The 16,489-nt window shown below is 66.9% G+C and carries 14 protein-coding genes; 2 read left to right on the top strand and 12 right to left on the bottom strand.

What is annotated here, in order from left to right; translation table 11 throughout:
* The first annotated feature begins 240 nt into the window (after nucleotides 1-240).
* Nucleotides 241-1,428: an ABC transporter substrate-binding protein gene (locus ACQR1Y_RS10215; RefSeq protein ID WP_434876067.1), complete on the top strand. Its 1,188-nt coding sequence runs from the start codon at nucleotides 241-243 to the stop codon at nucleotides 1,426-1,428.
* 62 nt (nucleotides 1,429-1,490) lie between these two features.
* Here the strand turns inward: ACQR1Y_RS10215 and ACQR1Y_RS10220 are convergent, their stop codons facing one another.
* From ACQR1Y_RS10220 to ACQR1Y_RS10235, 4 genes are read right to left on the bottom strand one after another with little or no spacing between them, the layout of a single operon-like run.
* Nucleotides 1,491-1,883 (bottom strand): MAPEG family protein, encoded by a 393-nt coding sequence (locus tag ACQR1Y_RS10220; protein ID WP_434876066.1) that lies wholly within the window; start codon nucleotides 1,881-1,883, stop codon nucleotides 1,491-1,493.
* 27 nt (nucleotides 1,884-1,910) lie between these two features.
* Nucleotides 1,911-2,993 (bottom strand): lipocalin-like domain-containing protein, encoded by a 1,083-nt coding sequence (locus tag ACQR1Y_RS10225; protein ID WP_434876065.1) that lies wholly within the window; start codon nucleotides 2,991-2,993, stop codon nucleotides 1,911-1,913.
* Nucleotides 2,983-5,445 carry an FtsX-like permease family protein gene (locus ACQR1Y_RS10230; RefSeq protein WP_434876064.1) on the bottom strand — a complete coding sequence of 821 codons (2,463 nt, stop codon included), beginning with the start codon at nucleotides 5,443-5,445 and terminating at the stop codon, nucleotides 2,983-2,985. The genes ACQR1Y_RS10225 and ACQR1Y_RS10230 overlap by 11 nt, the downstream gene beginning before the upstream one ends.
* Entirely contained in the window at nucleotides 5,442-6,095 is a 654-nt protein-coding gene (locus ACQR1Y_RS10235) for an ABC transporter ATP-binding protein (protein ID WP_434876063.1), read from the bottom strand. Before ACQR1Y_RS10235 ends, ACQR1Y_RS10230 begins: the two co-directional genes overlap by 4 nt.
* A 196-nt stretch (nucleotides 6,096-6,291) precedes the next feature.
* Between ACQR1Y_RS10235 and ACQR1Y_RS10240 the strand changes: the two genes are divergently transcribed.
* On the top strand, nucleotides 6,292-7,590 hold the full coding sequence (locus tag ACQR1Y_RS10240; protein ID WP_434876062.1) for an MFS transporter: 1,299 nt from the start codon (nucleotides 6,292-6,294) through the stop codon (nucleotides 7,588-7,590).
* 334 nt (nucleotides 7,591-7,924) lie between these two features.
* On the opposite strand, the gene ACQR1Y_RS10245 is transcribed toward ACQR1Y_RS10240, so the two are convergent.
* The 8 genes from ACQR1Y_RS10245 to soxY all read right to left on the bottom strand — a co-directional run bounded on the left by ACQR1Y_RS10245 (nucleotide 7,925) and on the right by soxY (nucleotide 16,478).
* Nucleotides 7,925-9,643, bottom strand: coding sequence for an N-acyl-D-amino-acid deacylase family protein (locus ACQR1Y_RS10245; protein ID WP_434876061.1), 1,719 nt, complete (start codon nucleotides 9,641-9,643; stop codon nucleotides 7,925-7,927).
* Nucleotides 9,644-10,067: 424 nt separating this feature from the next.
* Nucleotides 10,068-11,291 carry an MFS transporter gene (locus tag ACQR1Y_RS10250; RefSeq protein WP_434876060.1) on the bottom strand — a complete coding sequence of 408 codons (1,224 nt, stop codon included), beginning with the start codon at nucleotides 11,289-11,291 and terminating at the stop codon, nucleotides 10,068-10,070.
* A 200-nt stretch (nucleotides 11,292-11,491) separates the two neighbouring features.
* The gene (locus tag ACQR1Y_RS10255) at nucleotides 11,492-12,529 is read right to left on the bottom strand and encodes an MBL fold metallo-hydrolase (RefSeq protein WP_434876059.1); all 1,038 of its coding nucleotides are present in this window, start codon (nucleotides 12,527-12,529) and stop codon (nucleotides 11,492-11,494) included.
* 100 nt (nucleotides 12,530-12,629) lie between these two features.
* On the bottom strand, nucleotides 12,630-14,378 hold the full coding sequence (gene soxB / locus ACQR1Y_RS10260; protein WP_434876058.1) for a thiosulfohydrolase SoxB: 1,749 nt from the start codon (nucleotides 14,376-14,378) through the stop codon (nucleotides 12,630-12,632).
* A gap of 111 nt (nucleotides 14,379-14,489) precedes the next feature.
* Nucleotides 14,490-14,819: a hypothetical protein gene (locus ACQR1Y_RS10265; RefSeq protein ID WP_434876057.1), complete on the bottom strand. Its 330-nt coding sequence runs from the start codon at nucleotides 14,817-14,819 to the stop codon at nucleotides 14,490-14,492.
* Complete coding sequence (soxA, locus tag ACQR1Y_RS10270) at nucleotides 14,816-15,661, bottom strand: sulfur oxidation c-type cytochrome SoxA (RefSeq protein WP_434876056.1); 846 nt, start codon at nucleotides 15,659-15,661, stop codon at nucleotides 14,816-14,818. Before soxA ends, ACQR1Y_RS10265 begins: the two co-directional genes overlap by 4 nt.
* Nucleotides 15,658-15,969, bottom strand: coding sequence for a thiosulfate oxidation carrier complex protein SoxZ (soxZ, locus tag ACQR1Y_RS10275; protein ID WP_434856505.1), 312 nt, complete (start codon nucleotides 15,967-15,969; stop codon nucleotides 15,658-15,660). The genes soxA and soxZ overlap by 4 nt, the downstream gene beginning before the upstream one ends.
* A 14-nt stretch (nucleotides 15,970-15,983) precedes the next feature.
* Nucleotides 15,984-16,478, bottom strand: a complete 495-nt coding sequence (gene soxY, locus ACQR1Y_RS10280) for a thiosulfate oxidation carrier protein SoxY (protein WP_434856504.1) — start codon at nucleotides 16,476-16,478, stop codon at nucleotides 15,984-15,986.
* Nucleotides 16,479-16,489 lie beyond the last annotated feature (11 nt).

The raw sequence follows: 16,489 nt of genomic DNA on the forward strand, positions 1-16,489 counted from the left end.
GATGCGGACGACGTCCGCGTCACGCGCTGGGCTGTTTCCATCCGGGCACACCATCCTCACGGGGACGGCAGCTTGTTGATTGCCCGCTAGTCTAGCGGACGGGTTCCACGTGGATCAACCGCCGTCTCAGCCCTTTGGCTGAGGCGGGAAGGGATGGGCGCGGCCGGGGTTCTGGCCTAACGTGAGGGCGCATTCCGAACGAATGACTTCTCAGAAGCAAGAAACTCCGGGAGAGACGATATGAATTCGCGTTGGTTGGCCTTTGCGGCCGCAGGTGCGCTGCTGATCGCGGCGCCAGCCTCGGCCCAGGTCAAGATCGGCATCCTCAACGACCAGTCCGGCGTCTATGCCGATTACGGCGGCAAATATTCCGTCGAGGCGGCCAGGATGGCGATCGAGGATTTCGGCGGCGAAGTGCTCGGGCAGAAGGTCGAGATGGTGACGGCCGACCACCAGAACAAGCCTGATCTCGCCTCGTCCATCGCCCGGCGCTGGTACGACACCGAAGGTGTCGACATGATCACCGAGCTGACGACCTCCTCGGTCGCGCTGGCGATCCAGGATCTGTCGAAGGAGAAGAAGAAGATCGACATCGTCGTCGGCGCCGCGACCTCGCGCATCACTGGCGATGCCTGCACGCCCTACGGCTTCCACTGGGCCTATGACACCCGCGCGCTCGCGGTCGGCACCGGCGGCGCGCTGGTCGAATCCGGCGGCGACACCTGGTTCTTCATGACCGCCGACTACGCGTTCGGCTATGCGCTGGAAAAGGACACCAGCGACATCGTGACGTCCAAGGGCGGCAAGGTGCTGGGCTCGGTGCGCATCCCGCTGAACTCCTCGGACTTCTCGTCCTTCCTGCTGCAGGCGCAGAGCTCGAAGGCCAAGATCATCGGGCTAGCCAATGCCGGCCTCGACACCACCAACTCGATCAAGCAGGCGGCCGAGTTCGGCATCGTCAAGGGCGGCCAGAAGCTCGCCGGCCTGCTGATGACCTTGTCCGAGGTGCACGGCCTCGGGCTGGAGGCGGCGCAGGGGCTGGTGCTCACCGAGGGCTTCTACTGGGATCATGACGACAAGGCCCGCGCGTTCAGCGAGCGCTTCATGAAGCGCACGGGGCGCATGCCGAGCATGATCCATGCCGGCACCTATTCGGCGACGCTGTCCTATCTGAAGGCGGTGAAGGCCGCGGGCACCAAGGACTCCGACGCCGTGGCGGCGAAGCTCAAGGAACTGCCGGTCGACGATGCCTTCGCGCAGGGCAAGGTGCTCGCCAACGGCCGCATGGTCCACGACATGTATCTGTTCGAGGTCAAGAAGCCGTCGGAATCGAAGAAGCCCTGGGACTACTACAAGCTGCTCGCCACGGTGCCCGGCGACAAGGCGTTCTTCACGCCCAAGGAGAGCGGCTGCCCGCTGACGAAGTAATCTCATCAAAAAACAGGTGTCGTCCCGGTCTTGAGCCGGGACGACGGCGGAGGGTTGAGCGATCAGCCGTGCAGCAATCGCCACAGGATGGCGATCAGGGTGCCGACGAGCAGGGTGGAGGCTGCCAGCGCCTGGATGCCGAAGCCGGGGCCGCGCTTCTCGGCGGCCTTGGCGTAGGACACCATGTACATCGCGCGGCCGGCGATCCAGACAATGCCGATCGACGCCGCAATCGCATCGCTGACATAGATTGCGAACAGCCACAGCGCCGGCAGGAAGATCGGCAGCCATTCCAGCGTATTGACCTGCACCCGATAGGTGCGCTCGAAATCGAGATTTCCCGTCACCGCCGGCGCCTTCACACCGAAGCGGGCCCGCGCCTGCGCGACGCGGACCGCCATGTAGAAATACAGCATGAGCGCGAGCACGGTGACGATTGCGGTGAAGTGATACATGCGTGGTCCCCCCTCTTGTAAGCGCCTTTAATATCCGGTCAGCTCGAGATAGCCCACCCCGCTATGGCTGCCCTTGAAGCTGATCGGCCCCTCCCAATAGGGCACGCGCGTGCCCATCCAGGCGTTCGGATTGAGCGGCGTGCTGTCGATGGCGATGCCGAGCGCTGATATCTCGACGCGCCAGCCGACCGGGAGCTTGCGCTCGCCGATGCCGACGATGTCCATAGGTCGCATCGCGATGTCGCCGGGGCCGAGCGGGCGCGACGCGCCGTCGGCCGTGATCCAGGTGCCGGACGTGTAGTCGCCGTTGCCCTGGCGCATCCGGTACAGCATCAGCTTTTCGCCGCCAGAAAAATGCAGCGCGAACCAGTCCCAGCCGCTCTGGTCGGAGGCCAGCGGCTGGCTGCTCCATTCGCGGTCGAGCCAGGCCATCCCGGTGACCTCGACAGGCTTGTCGTCGAAGCTGAGGCGGCCGCGCGCGCGATAGAACGGCTGGCTGTAGTAGTACGAGGCCTGGCCGCGCTCCGACTTGCGGCTGTAGCCGCCGATGCCCTGCAGAACGACGGGACGGTCCGCCTCCAGATGCAGCGCGTAGGAGAAATCGGCCGCGCTCGCGCTCATGTCGAGCGGCGCCAGCGACGGGTCGTCGGTCGCCGCCGTGCCGCGCAACTGCCAGTCGTCGATCCAAGCCTGGAACGGCTTGGCGTCAACGCCGGCCTGCCCGACGCCGCCGCGCGCAAACTTCTCAGTCGAGCGATGGCTGTCGGCGCGCGTCACCGCGGCGTGCGCCATCCAGAGCTGCTGGTTATCGAATCCTTGCGCTTGCGGTCCGGGCCGCGAGGCCGAGCGGAACAGCGTCCACTGCAGGCCATAGGCCTTGCCGTTGGCGTCGCTGAGATTGGCCGTGATGTACCACCACTCGATGCGGAAATCGTCGTGCGGCCCGTGGTCGGCCGGGAAGCTGAAGCTCTTGCCAGGCGTCACCGGCGCAAAGCCCTCGGCGCTGTCGGCGAGGCCGGCAAAGCCCTGCGCGCGCGCGAGGCGCGGCAGCACCAGCAGGGAGAGCCCGCCGATCAGGCCGCGCCGCGTGATCATGGCTCTAGCGCTCAATGGTGAAGGTCCTCACGAGATGCGCCGGCTGCATCCGCGCCAGCCGCAGCACCGGCAGCAGCGAGGCGATCAGGGCCGCGACGAGGGTGACGATCAAGAGGCGGACCAGTTGCAGCGGAAACACGTCGAACGGCAGCCGCCAGCCGAAGGCTTTGACGTTGACGATCGCGATCAGGCACCACGCCACCACCAGCCCGAGCGGCAGCGCCAGCAGCGCAGTGAGGCCGGCGAGCGACAATGTCTTCAGCAGCTCGACCTCGGCGAGCCGGCGCCGCGTCAGCCCGATCGCCCAGAGCGGCGCGAGCTGCGGCAGCCGCGAATTGGCGAGCGTCAGCAGGCTCGTCAGCAGCGCGATGGCGGCGACGCCGAGCGTGAAGGTGTTGAGCGCGCCGGTCACCGCAAAGGTGCGGTTGAAGATCTGCTTGGACTCCTGCTTCACCGTGGCCTGGTCGACGACGTTGCGGCCGTCGAGGCCGAACTTGTCCGTCAGCGCGCTGATCAATCCGGGCACGTCGGCGGGCGCTGCGCGCACGGCCATGCGCGTGATCGGCGTCGCCGGGAAACGGCGCGTCAGCGCGGCGACGTTGACGGTGACCTGGCCCTTCGGGTTGCCGTAGTCGGCATAGATGCCGGCCACGCTGATGCGCCAGTCGCCGGTCGGCGCGGAAATGTCGATGCTGTCGCCGAGCGAGAGATTGAGCCGTCGCGACAGCTGCTCGCTGACGAAGCCGCAATCGCCGCGCACCAGCTGCTTCCAGGCCTCGGGGCCGGCCTGCAGCAACGGCCAATGTGCGCGATAAGTGTCGTGGTCGGGCAGGCCGAGAACGTCGATCGGCGCGCCGGCGAGTTGCGTCTCCGCGCGCCCGCCCGGCAGCACTGCCTGCACCTCGGGACGTGTGCGCAGCCAGCCTTGAATCTCGCGCGCCTGCGCTTCGTCGGCCGCGCTGATGTAGACATCGGCGGCGAGCCGTCCGTCGAGCCAGACCAGGAAGGTGCGGCTGAACGTTTCGACCATCGTCGCCACGCCGACGTTGACGGCGAGCGCCATCAGCAGCGCCATCAGTGCCAGCGACAGCCCTGAGATCTGCTGCCGGCTGTCGGCCCAGAACCATTGAGCGAGCGCTGCGCGCGCGCCGCGCTCGCCGAGCCGCAGCACCAGCTCCAGGATCGCCGGCAGCAGCAGCGCGGCGCCGAGCATCATTGCGGCGAGCACGCCGAAGCCGGCGAGCAGCGATTGGCCGAGCCACAGCAGCAGGCCGGCCGTGACGAAGAAGGCGAGCGCGACGGCGCTCTGCAAGCGCAGCCAGCGCCGCTGCGCTTCCTGCCACGCGTAAGGCTGCGCCGCCGACAGGATCGGCAGCCGCATCGACTTGATCAGGCTCGTGGTCGCCGCCGCCAGCGCGCCGGCGACGCTGATGACGAGGCCGGCGAGCCACCATGCCGGCTGCAGGCTCAGCTCGCCCGGCACCTGCGCGCCATAGAGCCCGCGCAGCGACGCCGCCACGTTCGGCAACAGCGATGCTGCGATGATGTAGCCGCAGACGAGTCCCACGAGACCTGCAACGAGCGCGAAGGCGATGAGCTCGCCGATCAGCACCGCGTTGAGCTGGCGAGCGGACACGCCGCAGGCGCGCAACGTGCGCAATACCGGCAATCGTTGCTCGAAGGCAAGGCCGATCGCGGAGTTGACGATGAACAGCCCGACGACGAAGGACAGCAGGCCGAAGGCGGTGAGATTGAGATGGAAGCTGTCGGTCAGCCGCTCCAGGTCGGTCTCGGCCTCGGGCTGGACCAGTTGCAGCCGGCCGCCGGCGAAGCTCTGCAACGGCGGGCGTTGGCCGATCGTCTTGCCGACCAGTAGCCGCGAGATCTGGCCGGGCTTGTCGAGCAGCCGCTGCGCGTCGCTGATGTCGACAACGAGCACGCCGGGGGCGAGCTGCTGTTGCGCCATCAGCGGCGGCATCACGGCGTCATTGCTGAGCCGCGGCGCCGCGCCGTCCTTCAGTCCGAGTTCGGCCAGCGTTTCCGGCGAGATCAGCGTGCGGTGCGGCGGCGTCAGGAACGCCTCGAGCTCGCTGCGTCCGACCATCGGCGCATCGCCGACCTCGCGGGGAATGCTGAACGGCTCGATGCCGAGCAGCCGGATCGAACGGCCGTCGATCTGCACCCGCCCTTCGACCACCGGCGACACCGCCCAGCCGGCGCGGCGCAGCTCGGCGAATACGCTTTGCGGCAGCATCTTGCCGTCGGTCGCGACCAGCATCGGTGTGCGTGCGCCGCCGAAGATCGCGGCCGCGCGGTCATAGGAGTTGCGCGCCTGCTGGTTCAGCGCCTGCACGCCGCTCCACAGCGCGGTGGCCGAGATCAGCCCGATCAGCAGGGTGGCGAGCTGCATCGGATGCCGGCGCCAATGGCTGAGCAGCACCGCGAGAATCCACAGCGCGCGCCTCATGCGACGCGGCCTGCATGCAGATGAACGTGGCGGTCGAGCATCGCGGCGAGGCGGGCGCTGTGAGTCACCATCAGGAAGCCGCAGCCGGTGCGCGCGACGAGATCGCGCGTCAGCGCCATCACCTCGTCGGCGGTGTCCTCGTCGAGATTGCCGGTGGGCTCGTCCGCCAGCAGCAGCGCCGGCTTGATCGCCAGCGCGCGGCCGATCGCGACGCGCTGCTGTTGTCCGCCGGACAATTGTTCGGGATAGCGCTTCAGCAGCGGCTTCAATCCGAGCCGCTCCACGAGTTCGGTGTGCCACGCCGCATCGTGCCGCCCCGCGAGCCGTGCCTGAAAGGCGAGATTGTCGGCCACCGAGAGGCTCGGCACCAGGTTGAACTGCTGGAACACAAGCCCCAGCCGCTCGCGCCTCAGCGCAGCGCGGCCGGCATCGTCGAGCGCGCTGACCGGCGTGTTCTCCAGCAGGATGTCGCCGCGATCGGCGGCATCGAGGCCCGCGATCAGGTGCAGCAATGTGCTCTTGCCGGAGCCGGATTCACCGGTCAGCGCGACACGCTCGCCGCTGAAGACGTCGAGATCGACGCCGCGGAGAACGTTCACGGTCTCGCCGGCGGAGGGATAGGTCTTGAACAGGTTTCTGACGCTCAACACGGGATCAACTGCCTTGCTGCACGACGGCATATAGCAAGGCCGCAGCGCGATATCACGGGTGTCTTGGTCGTGCCGCGTCCTTCGCCGGTATTGCTGTCATGCAGCCGCAGACGTCGGTTGCGTACGATGCGCGGGCGTGGCTAGCATGAGGAAAACCCGCATTGACGGGGATCAAGAGAAACGACGGGGAACGACCATGGCCGCGCCAGCGACGACTGCGTCGACATCGATCAAAACGCCGAAGGGCGCCTGGAGGATCACGCTTCTCCTGTTTCTCTTCATGCTCGTGAACTTCGCCGACAAGATCGTGGTCGGGCTCGCGGGCGTCCCGATCATGACCGATCTCAAGCTCTCGCCGGAACAATTCGGCCTGCTCGGCTCCTCCTTCTTCTTCCTGTTCTCGATCTCGGCCATCGCCGTGGGCTTCGTGGTCAACCGCATCGAGACGCGTTGGGTCCTGCTCGCGCTGGCCGTGATCTGGTCGATTGCCCAGTTTCCGATGGTCGGCGACGTCGGCTTCACGACGCTTCTGATCTGCCGCGTCATTCTCGGCGCCGGCGAGGGCCCGGCCGCGTCGGTGGCCCTTCACGCGATGTACAAATGGTTCCCCGACGAAAGGCGCGGCCTGCCGACCGCGCTGCTGTCGCAGGGCGCGGCCTTCGGCGTCATCGTGGCGGTGCCGGCGCTGAACGCCATCATCGTCAGCTTCGGCTGGCACTATGCCTTCGGCGCCCTCGGCCTGGTCGGATTGCTGTGGGGCGCCGCCTGGATCGCGCTCGGCCGCGAGGGGCCCCTGGCCGATACCGACACGACGGCGACCAAGGAGACGCCGGTGCCCTATACGCAGCTGTTGCTGTCGCGCACCTTCATCGGCTGCGTCGCCGCCAGCTTCAGCGCCTATTGGGCGCTGTCGCTCGGCCTCACCTGGTTCACGCCGTTTCTGATCAAGGGGCTCGGCCTCAGTCAGCAGCAGGCCGGCCTCGTCTCGGTGCTGCCCTGGATCTTCGGCGCGGTGGTGGTGCTGGCGACCGGGCTGCTGTCACAGGTGCTGATGGCGCGCGGACTCTCGACTCGTCTGGCCCGCGGCGTGCTCGGCTCGGTGCCGCTGGTGGCCGGAGGTCTCGTCATGGCCATGCTGCCGTATGGCGGCAGTCCCGCGATGCAGATCGCGTTGATCGTGATCGGCTCGGGCCTGTCCGGTGCGATCTACGTCGTCTGCCCGCTGATGATCGGCGAGTTCACGCCCGTCCGCCAGCGCGGCGCTGTCATGGCGATCTATGGCGCCGGCTACACGCTCGCCGGCATCGTCGCGCCGATCGTCATGGGCAAGGTGGTGCAGAACGCCGCAACGGCGCTCGACGGCTATGTGCAGGGCTTCGTCATCAACGCTGTGGTGCTGGTGGTCTCAGGCCTGGTCGGCCTGGCGCTGCTGTGGCCGGAGAGCGAACGCGCGCGCCTGGCGGCGTACCGGGCGGCGATGCCGAAATTCGCGTGAGCTATTATAGTGAGCGCTCGCGCCCGCCATCTGCAAGTCTGAGCCGCACGTGACGCTGCAGCCATGACCATCCGCTGTCGTCCCGGACAAGCGCGCGGCACGCGCGCGCAGATCCGGGACCCATAACCCCAGGGAGATGTTTGAGGCAGGCTGGTCGATCAATCTCGCCTGGCCACGTAAGCCGCGGAGTATGGGTCCCGGGTCGGCGTCCGCCAACGCTTGCGCGTTGCCGGACTTGCCCGGGACGACACGTCAGGTGGGGCGCAGTCCCTGGTACGCCTCAGCTATGCGTGTCGGCTACGAGTGTCGACGGCCCGGTCGGGAGCACCGCCCGTCATTGCAGATTGGAACGCGCTCCCCTGACCAGCCGTCCCGGACGCGCGCCGGTGGCCTGGCCCTGGCGGCGTGTCACCACGCCTGAGACGATCGTCGCGTCGTAGCCGTCCACGTCCTGCATCAGCCGGCGGCCGCCGACCGGCAGGTCGTAGTGCACCTTGGGCGGATGCAGATGCAACCGGTCGTAGTCGATGACGTTGACGTCGGCCTTGTAGCCCGGTGCGATCAGGCCGCGATCCTCGAGGCCGACCGACAACGCGGTCTTGCGCGCCTGCGCGGCGACCACGAACGGGATCGACAGCTTCTCGCCACGCTTGCGGTCGCGCGTCCAGTGCGTCAGCAGGTAGGTCGGAAAATTGGCGTCGCAGATGATGCCGCAATGCGCTCCGCCGTCGCTCAAGCCTGGCACGCTTCTGGGATCGCGCAGCATCTCGTAGGTGGCGTCGAGATTGCCGTCGGAATAATTCAGGAACGGCACGTAGAGCATGCCGCGGCCGCCATCCGTCAGCATCGCGTCATAGGCCAGTTCCTCCGGCCGGCAGCCCTTCGCGCGCGCTTGCGAACCGAGCGACCGCTCCGGCGGCTGTTCGTAGTCCGGCGGATCGCCGAGCAGGTACATCTTGTCGTAGTTGGGCTTGAAGAACAGCGGATCGTCGGTGGCGGTGGCCTGCTCGCTCAGGATCGCCGCGCGGAGCTGCGGATCGCGCATCCGCGCGACGCGCTCGTCGAGTGGCAGGTGCGCGATCGCCTGGTAGCTCGGATGCGTCTGCAGCGGGTTGCGTGACAGCTCCAGCCCGAGCAGCAACCCCACGGGCCGCGCGGCGATCTGCGCCGTCACCGACAGGCCGCGCGCGGCGGCGGCATTGATTTCGGCCAGGGTCTGCCGCCAGCGCTGCGGCGCGCGGTCGTTCTGGGTGACCGAGAACGAGATCGGGCACTTCGTGGCGTCGGCGATGCGCAGCATCATCGGCAGGTCTTCGTGGATGGTCGAGATGTCCAGCACGAATTGCAGCACGTTGCGGCCGGCGCCGTGCATCGCCTGCGCGATCGTGGTCAGCTCGTCCTCGCCGGCCTTGAGCGTCGGCGTGTAGTCGCCGGTCGACGTCCGATGGTTGAGCGTGCGCGAAGTCGAGAAGCCGAGCGCGCCGGCCTTCACCGCGTCGCGCGCCAGCGCGGCCATGGCGCGGTTGTCATCAGCCGTGGCGGGATCACGCCGCGCGCCGCGCTCGCCCATCACATAGACGCGCAGCGCCGCATGCGGCAGCTGCGCGCCGATGTCGAGGTCGAATGACCGCCTGGACAGCCATTCCATGTAGTCCGGAAAACTTTCCCACTCCCAGGGAATGCCGGCTTCGAGCACCGGCTCGGGAATGTCCTCGACGCCCTCCATCAACTGGATCAGGCGCTGGTGATCGGCCGGCCGGCACGGCGCGAAACCGACGCCGCAATTGCCCATGATCGCGGTCGTGACGCCGTTCTGCGAGGACGGCGAGATGTCGTGGCTCCAGGTGACCTGGCCGTCGTAATGGGTGTGGACGTCGACGAAGCCGGGCGTGACCAGCTTGCCGCGCGCATCGATCTCCTCGCGGCCGGATGCCGCGATCTTGCCGACCGCGGCGATGCGGCCGCCGGCGACCGCCACATCGGCCTCGTAGAGCTCGCCGCCCGAACCATCGGCAATGGTTCCGCCGCGGATCACGAGATCTGGCTGCGTCATGGCGTGTCTTCCCCGGATGTTTGTTGTTGGTGAGATCATCGGCGGACGCGCGGCGATGTCAACATGCGAGGAAGCTGGGTGTGTCTCGGGGCCTATGCGCTGCCGATATGAGTCAACCGCTCAGCACGAGCCGCTTCAGGACTTCTCAGTCAGGGACTCGATCTCTATCCCCGCACACCGGTGCGCTCCCCTCCCCCTTGCGGGGAGGGGTTGGGGGTGGGGGTCTCCGGGCGACGCTCGAAGTGATGAGAGGCGGGATCGAATGACGACTCAGAACGAATCAGCTTGGAGATGTGAGGTGCGCATCTCCTAATTCAGCGCCCGTGGACCCCCACCCCCGCCCCCTCCCCGCAAGGGGGAGGGGAGTGGACCGTTTGCGGGGTGAGAGCTTCGTGCATCGCTCAGATGCGCTTAGTCCGCAGCGTCACGCCGCCTTCTTCTTCGGCTCGGTGAAGAACGCCAGCACGATGGTCAGCAGCATGAAGACGACTGACGTGCCGAACACCCAGCGCGGGGCGTTCATGTCCATGATCCAGCCGAACAGCAGCGGGCTGACGACGCCGGCGAAGTTGAAGCCGGTGGAGACGATGCCGAAGGCGCGGCCGGCGGCGCCGGGAGGCGCGGCGTTGCGCACCATCATGTCGCGCGACGGCGCGATCACGCCCGCCATGAAGCCGGCGGTCAGCATGATCGCCACCAGCAGCACGGCAGGCAGGCTGACGAAGGTGATGATCAGCACCAGCACCGCATTGATCGCATAGGCGACCGCCGCGACCAGGTTGTGGTGGCGAATGCGGTCGGCGAGCTGGCCGCCGGCGAGCACGCCCACGGCGCTGGCGCCGAGGAACGCGGTCAGCGCGATGTTGGCGGTCGAAAACGAGATGCCATAGCCGTTCATGAAGGCGACCACGCCGAAGCTGGAGATGCCGGCGTTGGACAGGCTGAGCAGCATGAAGAACACGGTGAGCAGCATCAGCATCGGCGTCAGCAGGTTCGGCTGCTTGGCCTTGGTCCCGTCGGCCTTGGTGGCATGCGGGTGCGGCGGCACCTCCGGGACATTGCCGACGAGCAGCAGCAGCGCGGCGAGCGGGCCGACGAGGCCAGCCGCCATCAGGGCGCCGGAGCCGCCGACGGTGGTGACCAATGCTGCCATGACGGCGGGCGCAACTGCGCCGCCGAGATAGCCGGCAAAGGTATGCACGCCGAACGCGCGGCCCATCCGGCTCTCTTCCATATGGGCGGAGAGCAGCGCGTAATCCGAGGGGTGATAGACCGCGTTGGCGAGGCCGAGCAGCACGGCCGCGACGACGAGGCTGGTATAGGTCAGGTAGACGCCGAGCATCGCCAGCGACAGGCCGCCGAGCGTGAGGCCCAGCAGCAGGATGCGGCGGGCGCCGGCGCGGTCGACGAGATAGCCGACGGGAGCCTGGGTGAGCGCCGACACCACCGCGAACACCGTGAGCGGAAAGCCGAGTTCGACATAGCCGACGCCGAGCTTCTCCTTGAGGTACGGGAACAGCATCGGCAGCACCAGCATGTGCAAATGGCTGACCCAATGCGCCAGCGAGATCAGCGCCAGCGTGCGCAGCGAGGAGGCGGCGCGGATCGGAGCAGAGGTATGTTGCGATGCGGCGAGAACGTCAGCCATGGCGGATCCGTGCGACTCCGGGCGAAAACGATGGGCTGGAGGGGCGCGTTGCCGGTCAAAGCCATGGGCTCCCGCGGAGGGCGCGCGACACAACGCCACACTATCGGATTGCGGTTCATTGTCCATGAACGGCCGCGCATGGCACCTGCGCGCGCCGGCGGCGCCGCGTTGGCCCACGGAGGCCGGCCGGAGTACGCCTGCTACGGGACCACCGGCCCGCCGGCCTTCTTCCACGCATCCAGCCCGCCCTCGATATGCGCGGAATTGGCCAGCCCCGCCGCTTGCGCCGTCTGCACCGCCATCGCCGAGCGTTCGCCATAGGCGCAGAAGAATACGATGCGGCGGCCGGTGGCGGCGGCAACCTCGCGCAGCATGCCGCCCGGCTTGAGATTGTCGGCAATCCCGGGATAGGGCGCGTGCAGCGCGCCGGACAGCGTGCCGTGCTTCGCGCGCTCCGACGCCTCGCGCAGGTCGACCAGCAGCACGTCCGGCCGTCCCAGGCATTCGATCGCCTCGCGCGCCGACAGCGACAATCCCTGTCTGGCGAGTTCCTCCTGGTGCAGGCCGACGCGCATGTTGGCGGGGACCGCGACGTCCATCATCTTCGGATTCGGCAGCTTCAGATTGGCCATCAGCGTCACGTAGTCGTCGATCGACGTCACCTGCAGGCGCGGATTGTAGCGGCGCTCCTCGCCGATGGTGGAGACGGTGTCGCCTTTGTAGTCGTGGGCGGGATAGACCAGCGTGTCGTCGGGCAGCCGCAGCAGCTTGTTGAAGATCGAGTCGTATTGCTGGCGCGCGTCGCCGTTCTGGAAGTCGGTGCGGCCGGTGCCGCGGATCAAGAGCGTGTCGCCGGTGAAGACGCGGTCGCCCATCAGGAAGCTGTAGGAATCGTCGGTGTGCCCCGGCGTGTACATCACGTCGAGGCTGATGCCTTCGATGGCGATCCGGTCGCCCTCGCTGACGCGCATCGCCACCACGTCGGCCTTGGTCTGCTCGCCCATGATCGTGACGCAATGGGTGCGGTCGCGCAGCGCACCGAGCCCGGTGACGTGATCGGCATGCAGATGGGTGTCGACGGCCTTGACGAGGCGCAGGTCCAGCTCGCGCAGCAACTGGCAATAGCGGTCGACCTTCTCGATCACGGGATCGATGATGACAGCCTCGCCGCCGCTGCGGCTGGCGAGAATGTAGCTGTAGGTGCCGGAGACGCTGTCGAACAATTGGCGGAAGATCATCGGCGTGTCCTCCCGATTCGGATCGCCGCCGGTTTAGACCACGATGGGCTCGCGGTCATCCATGCGCCGCAGAACGCCGCGCTGCATCGCGCCATGCCGTTCAGGATTGCGATGCGTATCCGGGATTGCCGTCGACGCCTGACAGCGTGACCTTGTTGGTTCCCACCAGCACCAGCTGGCCGTCGCGCAGATGGTTGGCGACGAGATCCCACACCGGCTTGCCGTCCTGCGCGTTCATCGAGGCCCAGCCGGCGACCTTGTAGCTCTTGTGCGCCTCCAGGCGGTGGCCATTGGCGAGCGTGAGATCGGAGATACGGCGGCCGATCGCCTCCGACGGCGAGCAGCGGTACGACAGGCCCCCGACGCGCACCATGTCGCCGCCCTGCTGCAGATAGGGATCGGCGTTGAAGAGATTGTCGCAGACGTCCTCGAGCACGTCCTTGATCTGCGCACCCGTCATCCGCTGCACATAGGTCTCGGGATAGGTGATCGCGGTCTGGGCCAGCACGTCCTCCATCATGACGGATTGGCCGGCCAGCACCGTCGGCCCCCATCGGAACCCCGGCGACAGCGCGATCTCGGCATCGAGGCCGCGCCGCAGCGCCGCGCAGATCAGGTCGTCGGTTGCGCCTTCGAAATTGCCGCGCCGGTACAGCAGCCGGTCGGAGGTCGCGAGCTTTTCGCTCCAGGCGGCGACCTGCGGCTGTTGCATCTGATCGATCAGCGCCTGCATCGCCGGGTCGGGCTTGAGCAGTTCCGAATACACCGGCAGCAGCCGGTAGCGGGCATCGGCGACGTGCCCCTTGGCGATGTCGAGATCCAGCACCGCGAGGAATTTGCCGTTGGAGCCGGCATTGGTGACGAGCGTCGCGCCCTTGGCGTTGCGGACCGCGACCGGCTGCGGAATCGCATCGTGGGTGTGGCCGCCCAGGATGACGTCGATGCCGGTCACGCGGCTCGCGAGCTTGAGATCGACATCCATGCCGTTGTGCGACAGCAGGATCACGGCGTCGACCTTGTCGGCGCCGCGCAAGGCATCGACCAGCTTCTGCAGCTCTTCCTCGCGGATGCCGAAGGTCCAGTCCGCGGTGAAGCGGCGCGGATGCGCGATCGGCACATAAGGGAAGGCCTGGCCGATGATGGCGACGCGCGCGCCGCCGACCTCCTTGATGACCGCCGGCTTGAACACGCGACCGGAGCCCGGATCGAACGCCTTGGCGTCGTTGAAGGCGGCCTCCTCGGTGAGGAACACGTTCTGCGCCAGGAACTCGCCCTTGAAGCGCGCGAGATTGGCGCGCAGCGCCGCCTCGCCATAGGTGAATTCCCAATGTCCGGTCATCGCATCGATGCCGAGCAGATTGGCCGCGCTGACCATGTCGGCGCCGCGCATCGCATGGGCGAGCCCGCTACCCTGCCACAGATCCCCGCCGTCGAGCAGCAGCGAGCGATGATCGCCGGCGTCGCTGCGCAGCTTGTCGATCAGCGTCTTCAGGTGCGCGAAACCGCCCATCTTGCCGAACCGGCCGGCATATTTCTCGAACTCGAACGAGGTGAAGGCGTAGGATTCGGCGCTGTCAGGACGAATGCCGTAGCGGTCGAGGAAGGCGCGCTCGACCAGATGCGGCGGCTTTCCCCACATCTCGCCGATGCCGAGATTGACGCTCGGCTCGCGGAAGAACACCGGCCGCAGCTGCGCATGCGTGTCCGTGATGTGCAGGATGCGCGCGTTGCCGAACTTCTCGATGTCGTAGAGACTGACGGTCTCGGCAGCGCGGGCGTTGCGCAGCAGCGCTGGCGCGGCGAGCGCAGCGGCACCTGACCATCTCAGAAAATCCCGGCGCCGAATCATGGCTCGCGTCCTAGCTCATGATGCGATTCCACGGAATCGCGTCATGATCCATCCTTTTTGTTCGAGCGTGAGGCTTCGGAAAACCGCTGGCCCAATTTTCCGGATCATGCTCTAGCGGATCTCCAAGTCTCTCCAGCGCTGATTCTCGCTGGTGGCCTGGACGATCGAGGCCTTGGCGAGCGCCTCGGCCTCCTGCGCGGATTTCAGCGCCTGGTCGAAATTGCCGGACTCCGCCGCCTTCTTTGCAGCATTCAGTGCGGCCTGGGTCACGGTCCATTGGTTGCGCAGACGTCCGGCTTCCTTGTTGGCGCTCTCGGCCGCCGCGAATGCCGTGAAGTAGTCGGCTTCCGACGCGGCCCGCGCGGAGCCGGCGCAGACCGCGGACACCATCATGGCGAACACGATCTTTTTCATGACGTTTGCCGCCGAGATATTTCTCATGGCCGCGCTCCCGGACCTGAAACCGGCAGGCCGTTCGATACGTAAGACAGATAGTATTCGAGGTTGCGGTACTCGTCCGACTGCGGCTCCAGCGGCACGGCGCGGGTCTGGCTGTTGCACGTCACGATGCGGCGGCTGATCGTGCCCATGCCGCTCCATTCGGAGCGGTAGATCGGCATCGCGTTGAGGATGCCGAGCGCCGGCGCCAGGATCTCGGCGCGGATGCGCTCGCCGGGGCTCTGCACATGGCAGCTCGCGCAGGAGAAGTTCAGCTGGCCGCGACGGGTGTAGAAATACTCCTTGCCCTTCTCGAAGGCCTCCAGCGCGCGCGGATCGTCGGGAATCTTGATGTCGAAGCGCTTGCCGCGCGAGGTATAGGCCATGTAGGCGGTGAGCGAGGCCATCTCGTCCTTGACGTAGGAGTAGGGCGGTTCGCCATTGGCCTCGCGGCAACGGTTCAGCGCCAGCTCCAAGGTGATGACCTTGCCTTCCTTGTCATCGAAATACGGATAGGTCTGGCGGATGCCGATGCCGCCGTTGGGGAAGCAGTCGGCGTAAGTCTTGCCGTTCTTGAACGGCTTGGCGAACATCTCCTTGCCGGCCTCGAGCGCGAACTCGTACGGAGGAAACTGCTCCTTCTCCTCCCACTGCTTCCGCATGTCCGCGTTCATCGAATACGGCCCGTTGACGAAATCGTCGAACGCCACCTTCGGGAACTTCTTGATGAAGAACTGCTGGAACACCTTGGCGTCCGCCGCCGGATCGGGCTTGTCGGCGGCAACGGCCGGTGCGCCGAGGCCGATCAGCGCGGCGAGGGCGAGAAGCGGGCGCAGGCGCATCATTGGATCGTCGCTGACAGGCTGTCGGTCGCGCCCTTGTTGTCGACCCAGCTCACCTTGAGCTCGTCACCCTTGGCCGCGCCCTTGAAGGCGAATTTGACGTAAGGGTCCTTGGAGACCGCAGTGCCCCAGTCGGCCAGGAACACGGTCTTGTCCTTGTGCGTGAAGGTCAGCTGCTGGATGTAATGCGCCGGAATCACTTCGCCCTTGGAATCCTTCACCAGGCCCGTATCCATCGGGTGCTGGATCAGGGTCTGAACCTCGGTGATCTCACCATTCAGGATCGCGCGGACGCGAATGCTCGCTGCCATGATCGTTCTCCCCCTTAGCCGCCGCAGCCGCCGACGGTGACCTTCACTTCCTTGGTGGCGCTGTAGAGCTTGCCGCCGGATTCGACGAGCGCGATGACGCTGGAGGTCTTGGCCATCTTCAGCCGGTTCGCCACCGCGGGCACGGTGCCCTCGGGGATCTTGTAGGTCGCGGCCAGCGCGTTCGGGTTCTCGGCGACGATGAACGCGATCGAGGTGACGTTCGGCAATGTCGTCGATACCGCGATCGGCACCACGCCGCCGTTCTCGGCAATCTCCGGCGCATCCAGCTTGATCTTGTCGGAGGCCTCGTGATCCCGGCCGTACAGCGCCTTGATCGCGTCGCCCGCGTTCTTCTGCTTGAAGGCGTCCTCCGGATATTTGTTGTCGTTGGTGGCGGCGAAAGCCGGCGTCGCGTGCAGCACGGCGTTGCCGAGGCCGATCAGCGCGACGAGGCCGGCGCCCTTCAGGAACAGGCGGCGATGGGCCAGCGGGCCGGACGAGGCGGACATGTGTATCTCCA

Source organism: Bradyrhizobium sp. HKCCYLRH3099, assembly GCF_051167855.1.
Taxonomy (GTDB): Bacteria; Pseudomonadota; Alphaproteobacteria; order Rhizobiales; family Xanthobacteraceae; genus Bradyrhizobium.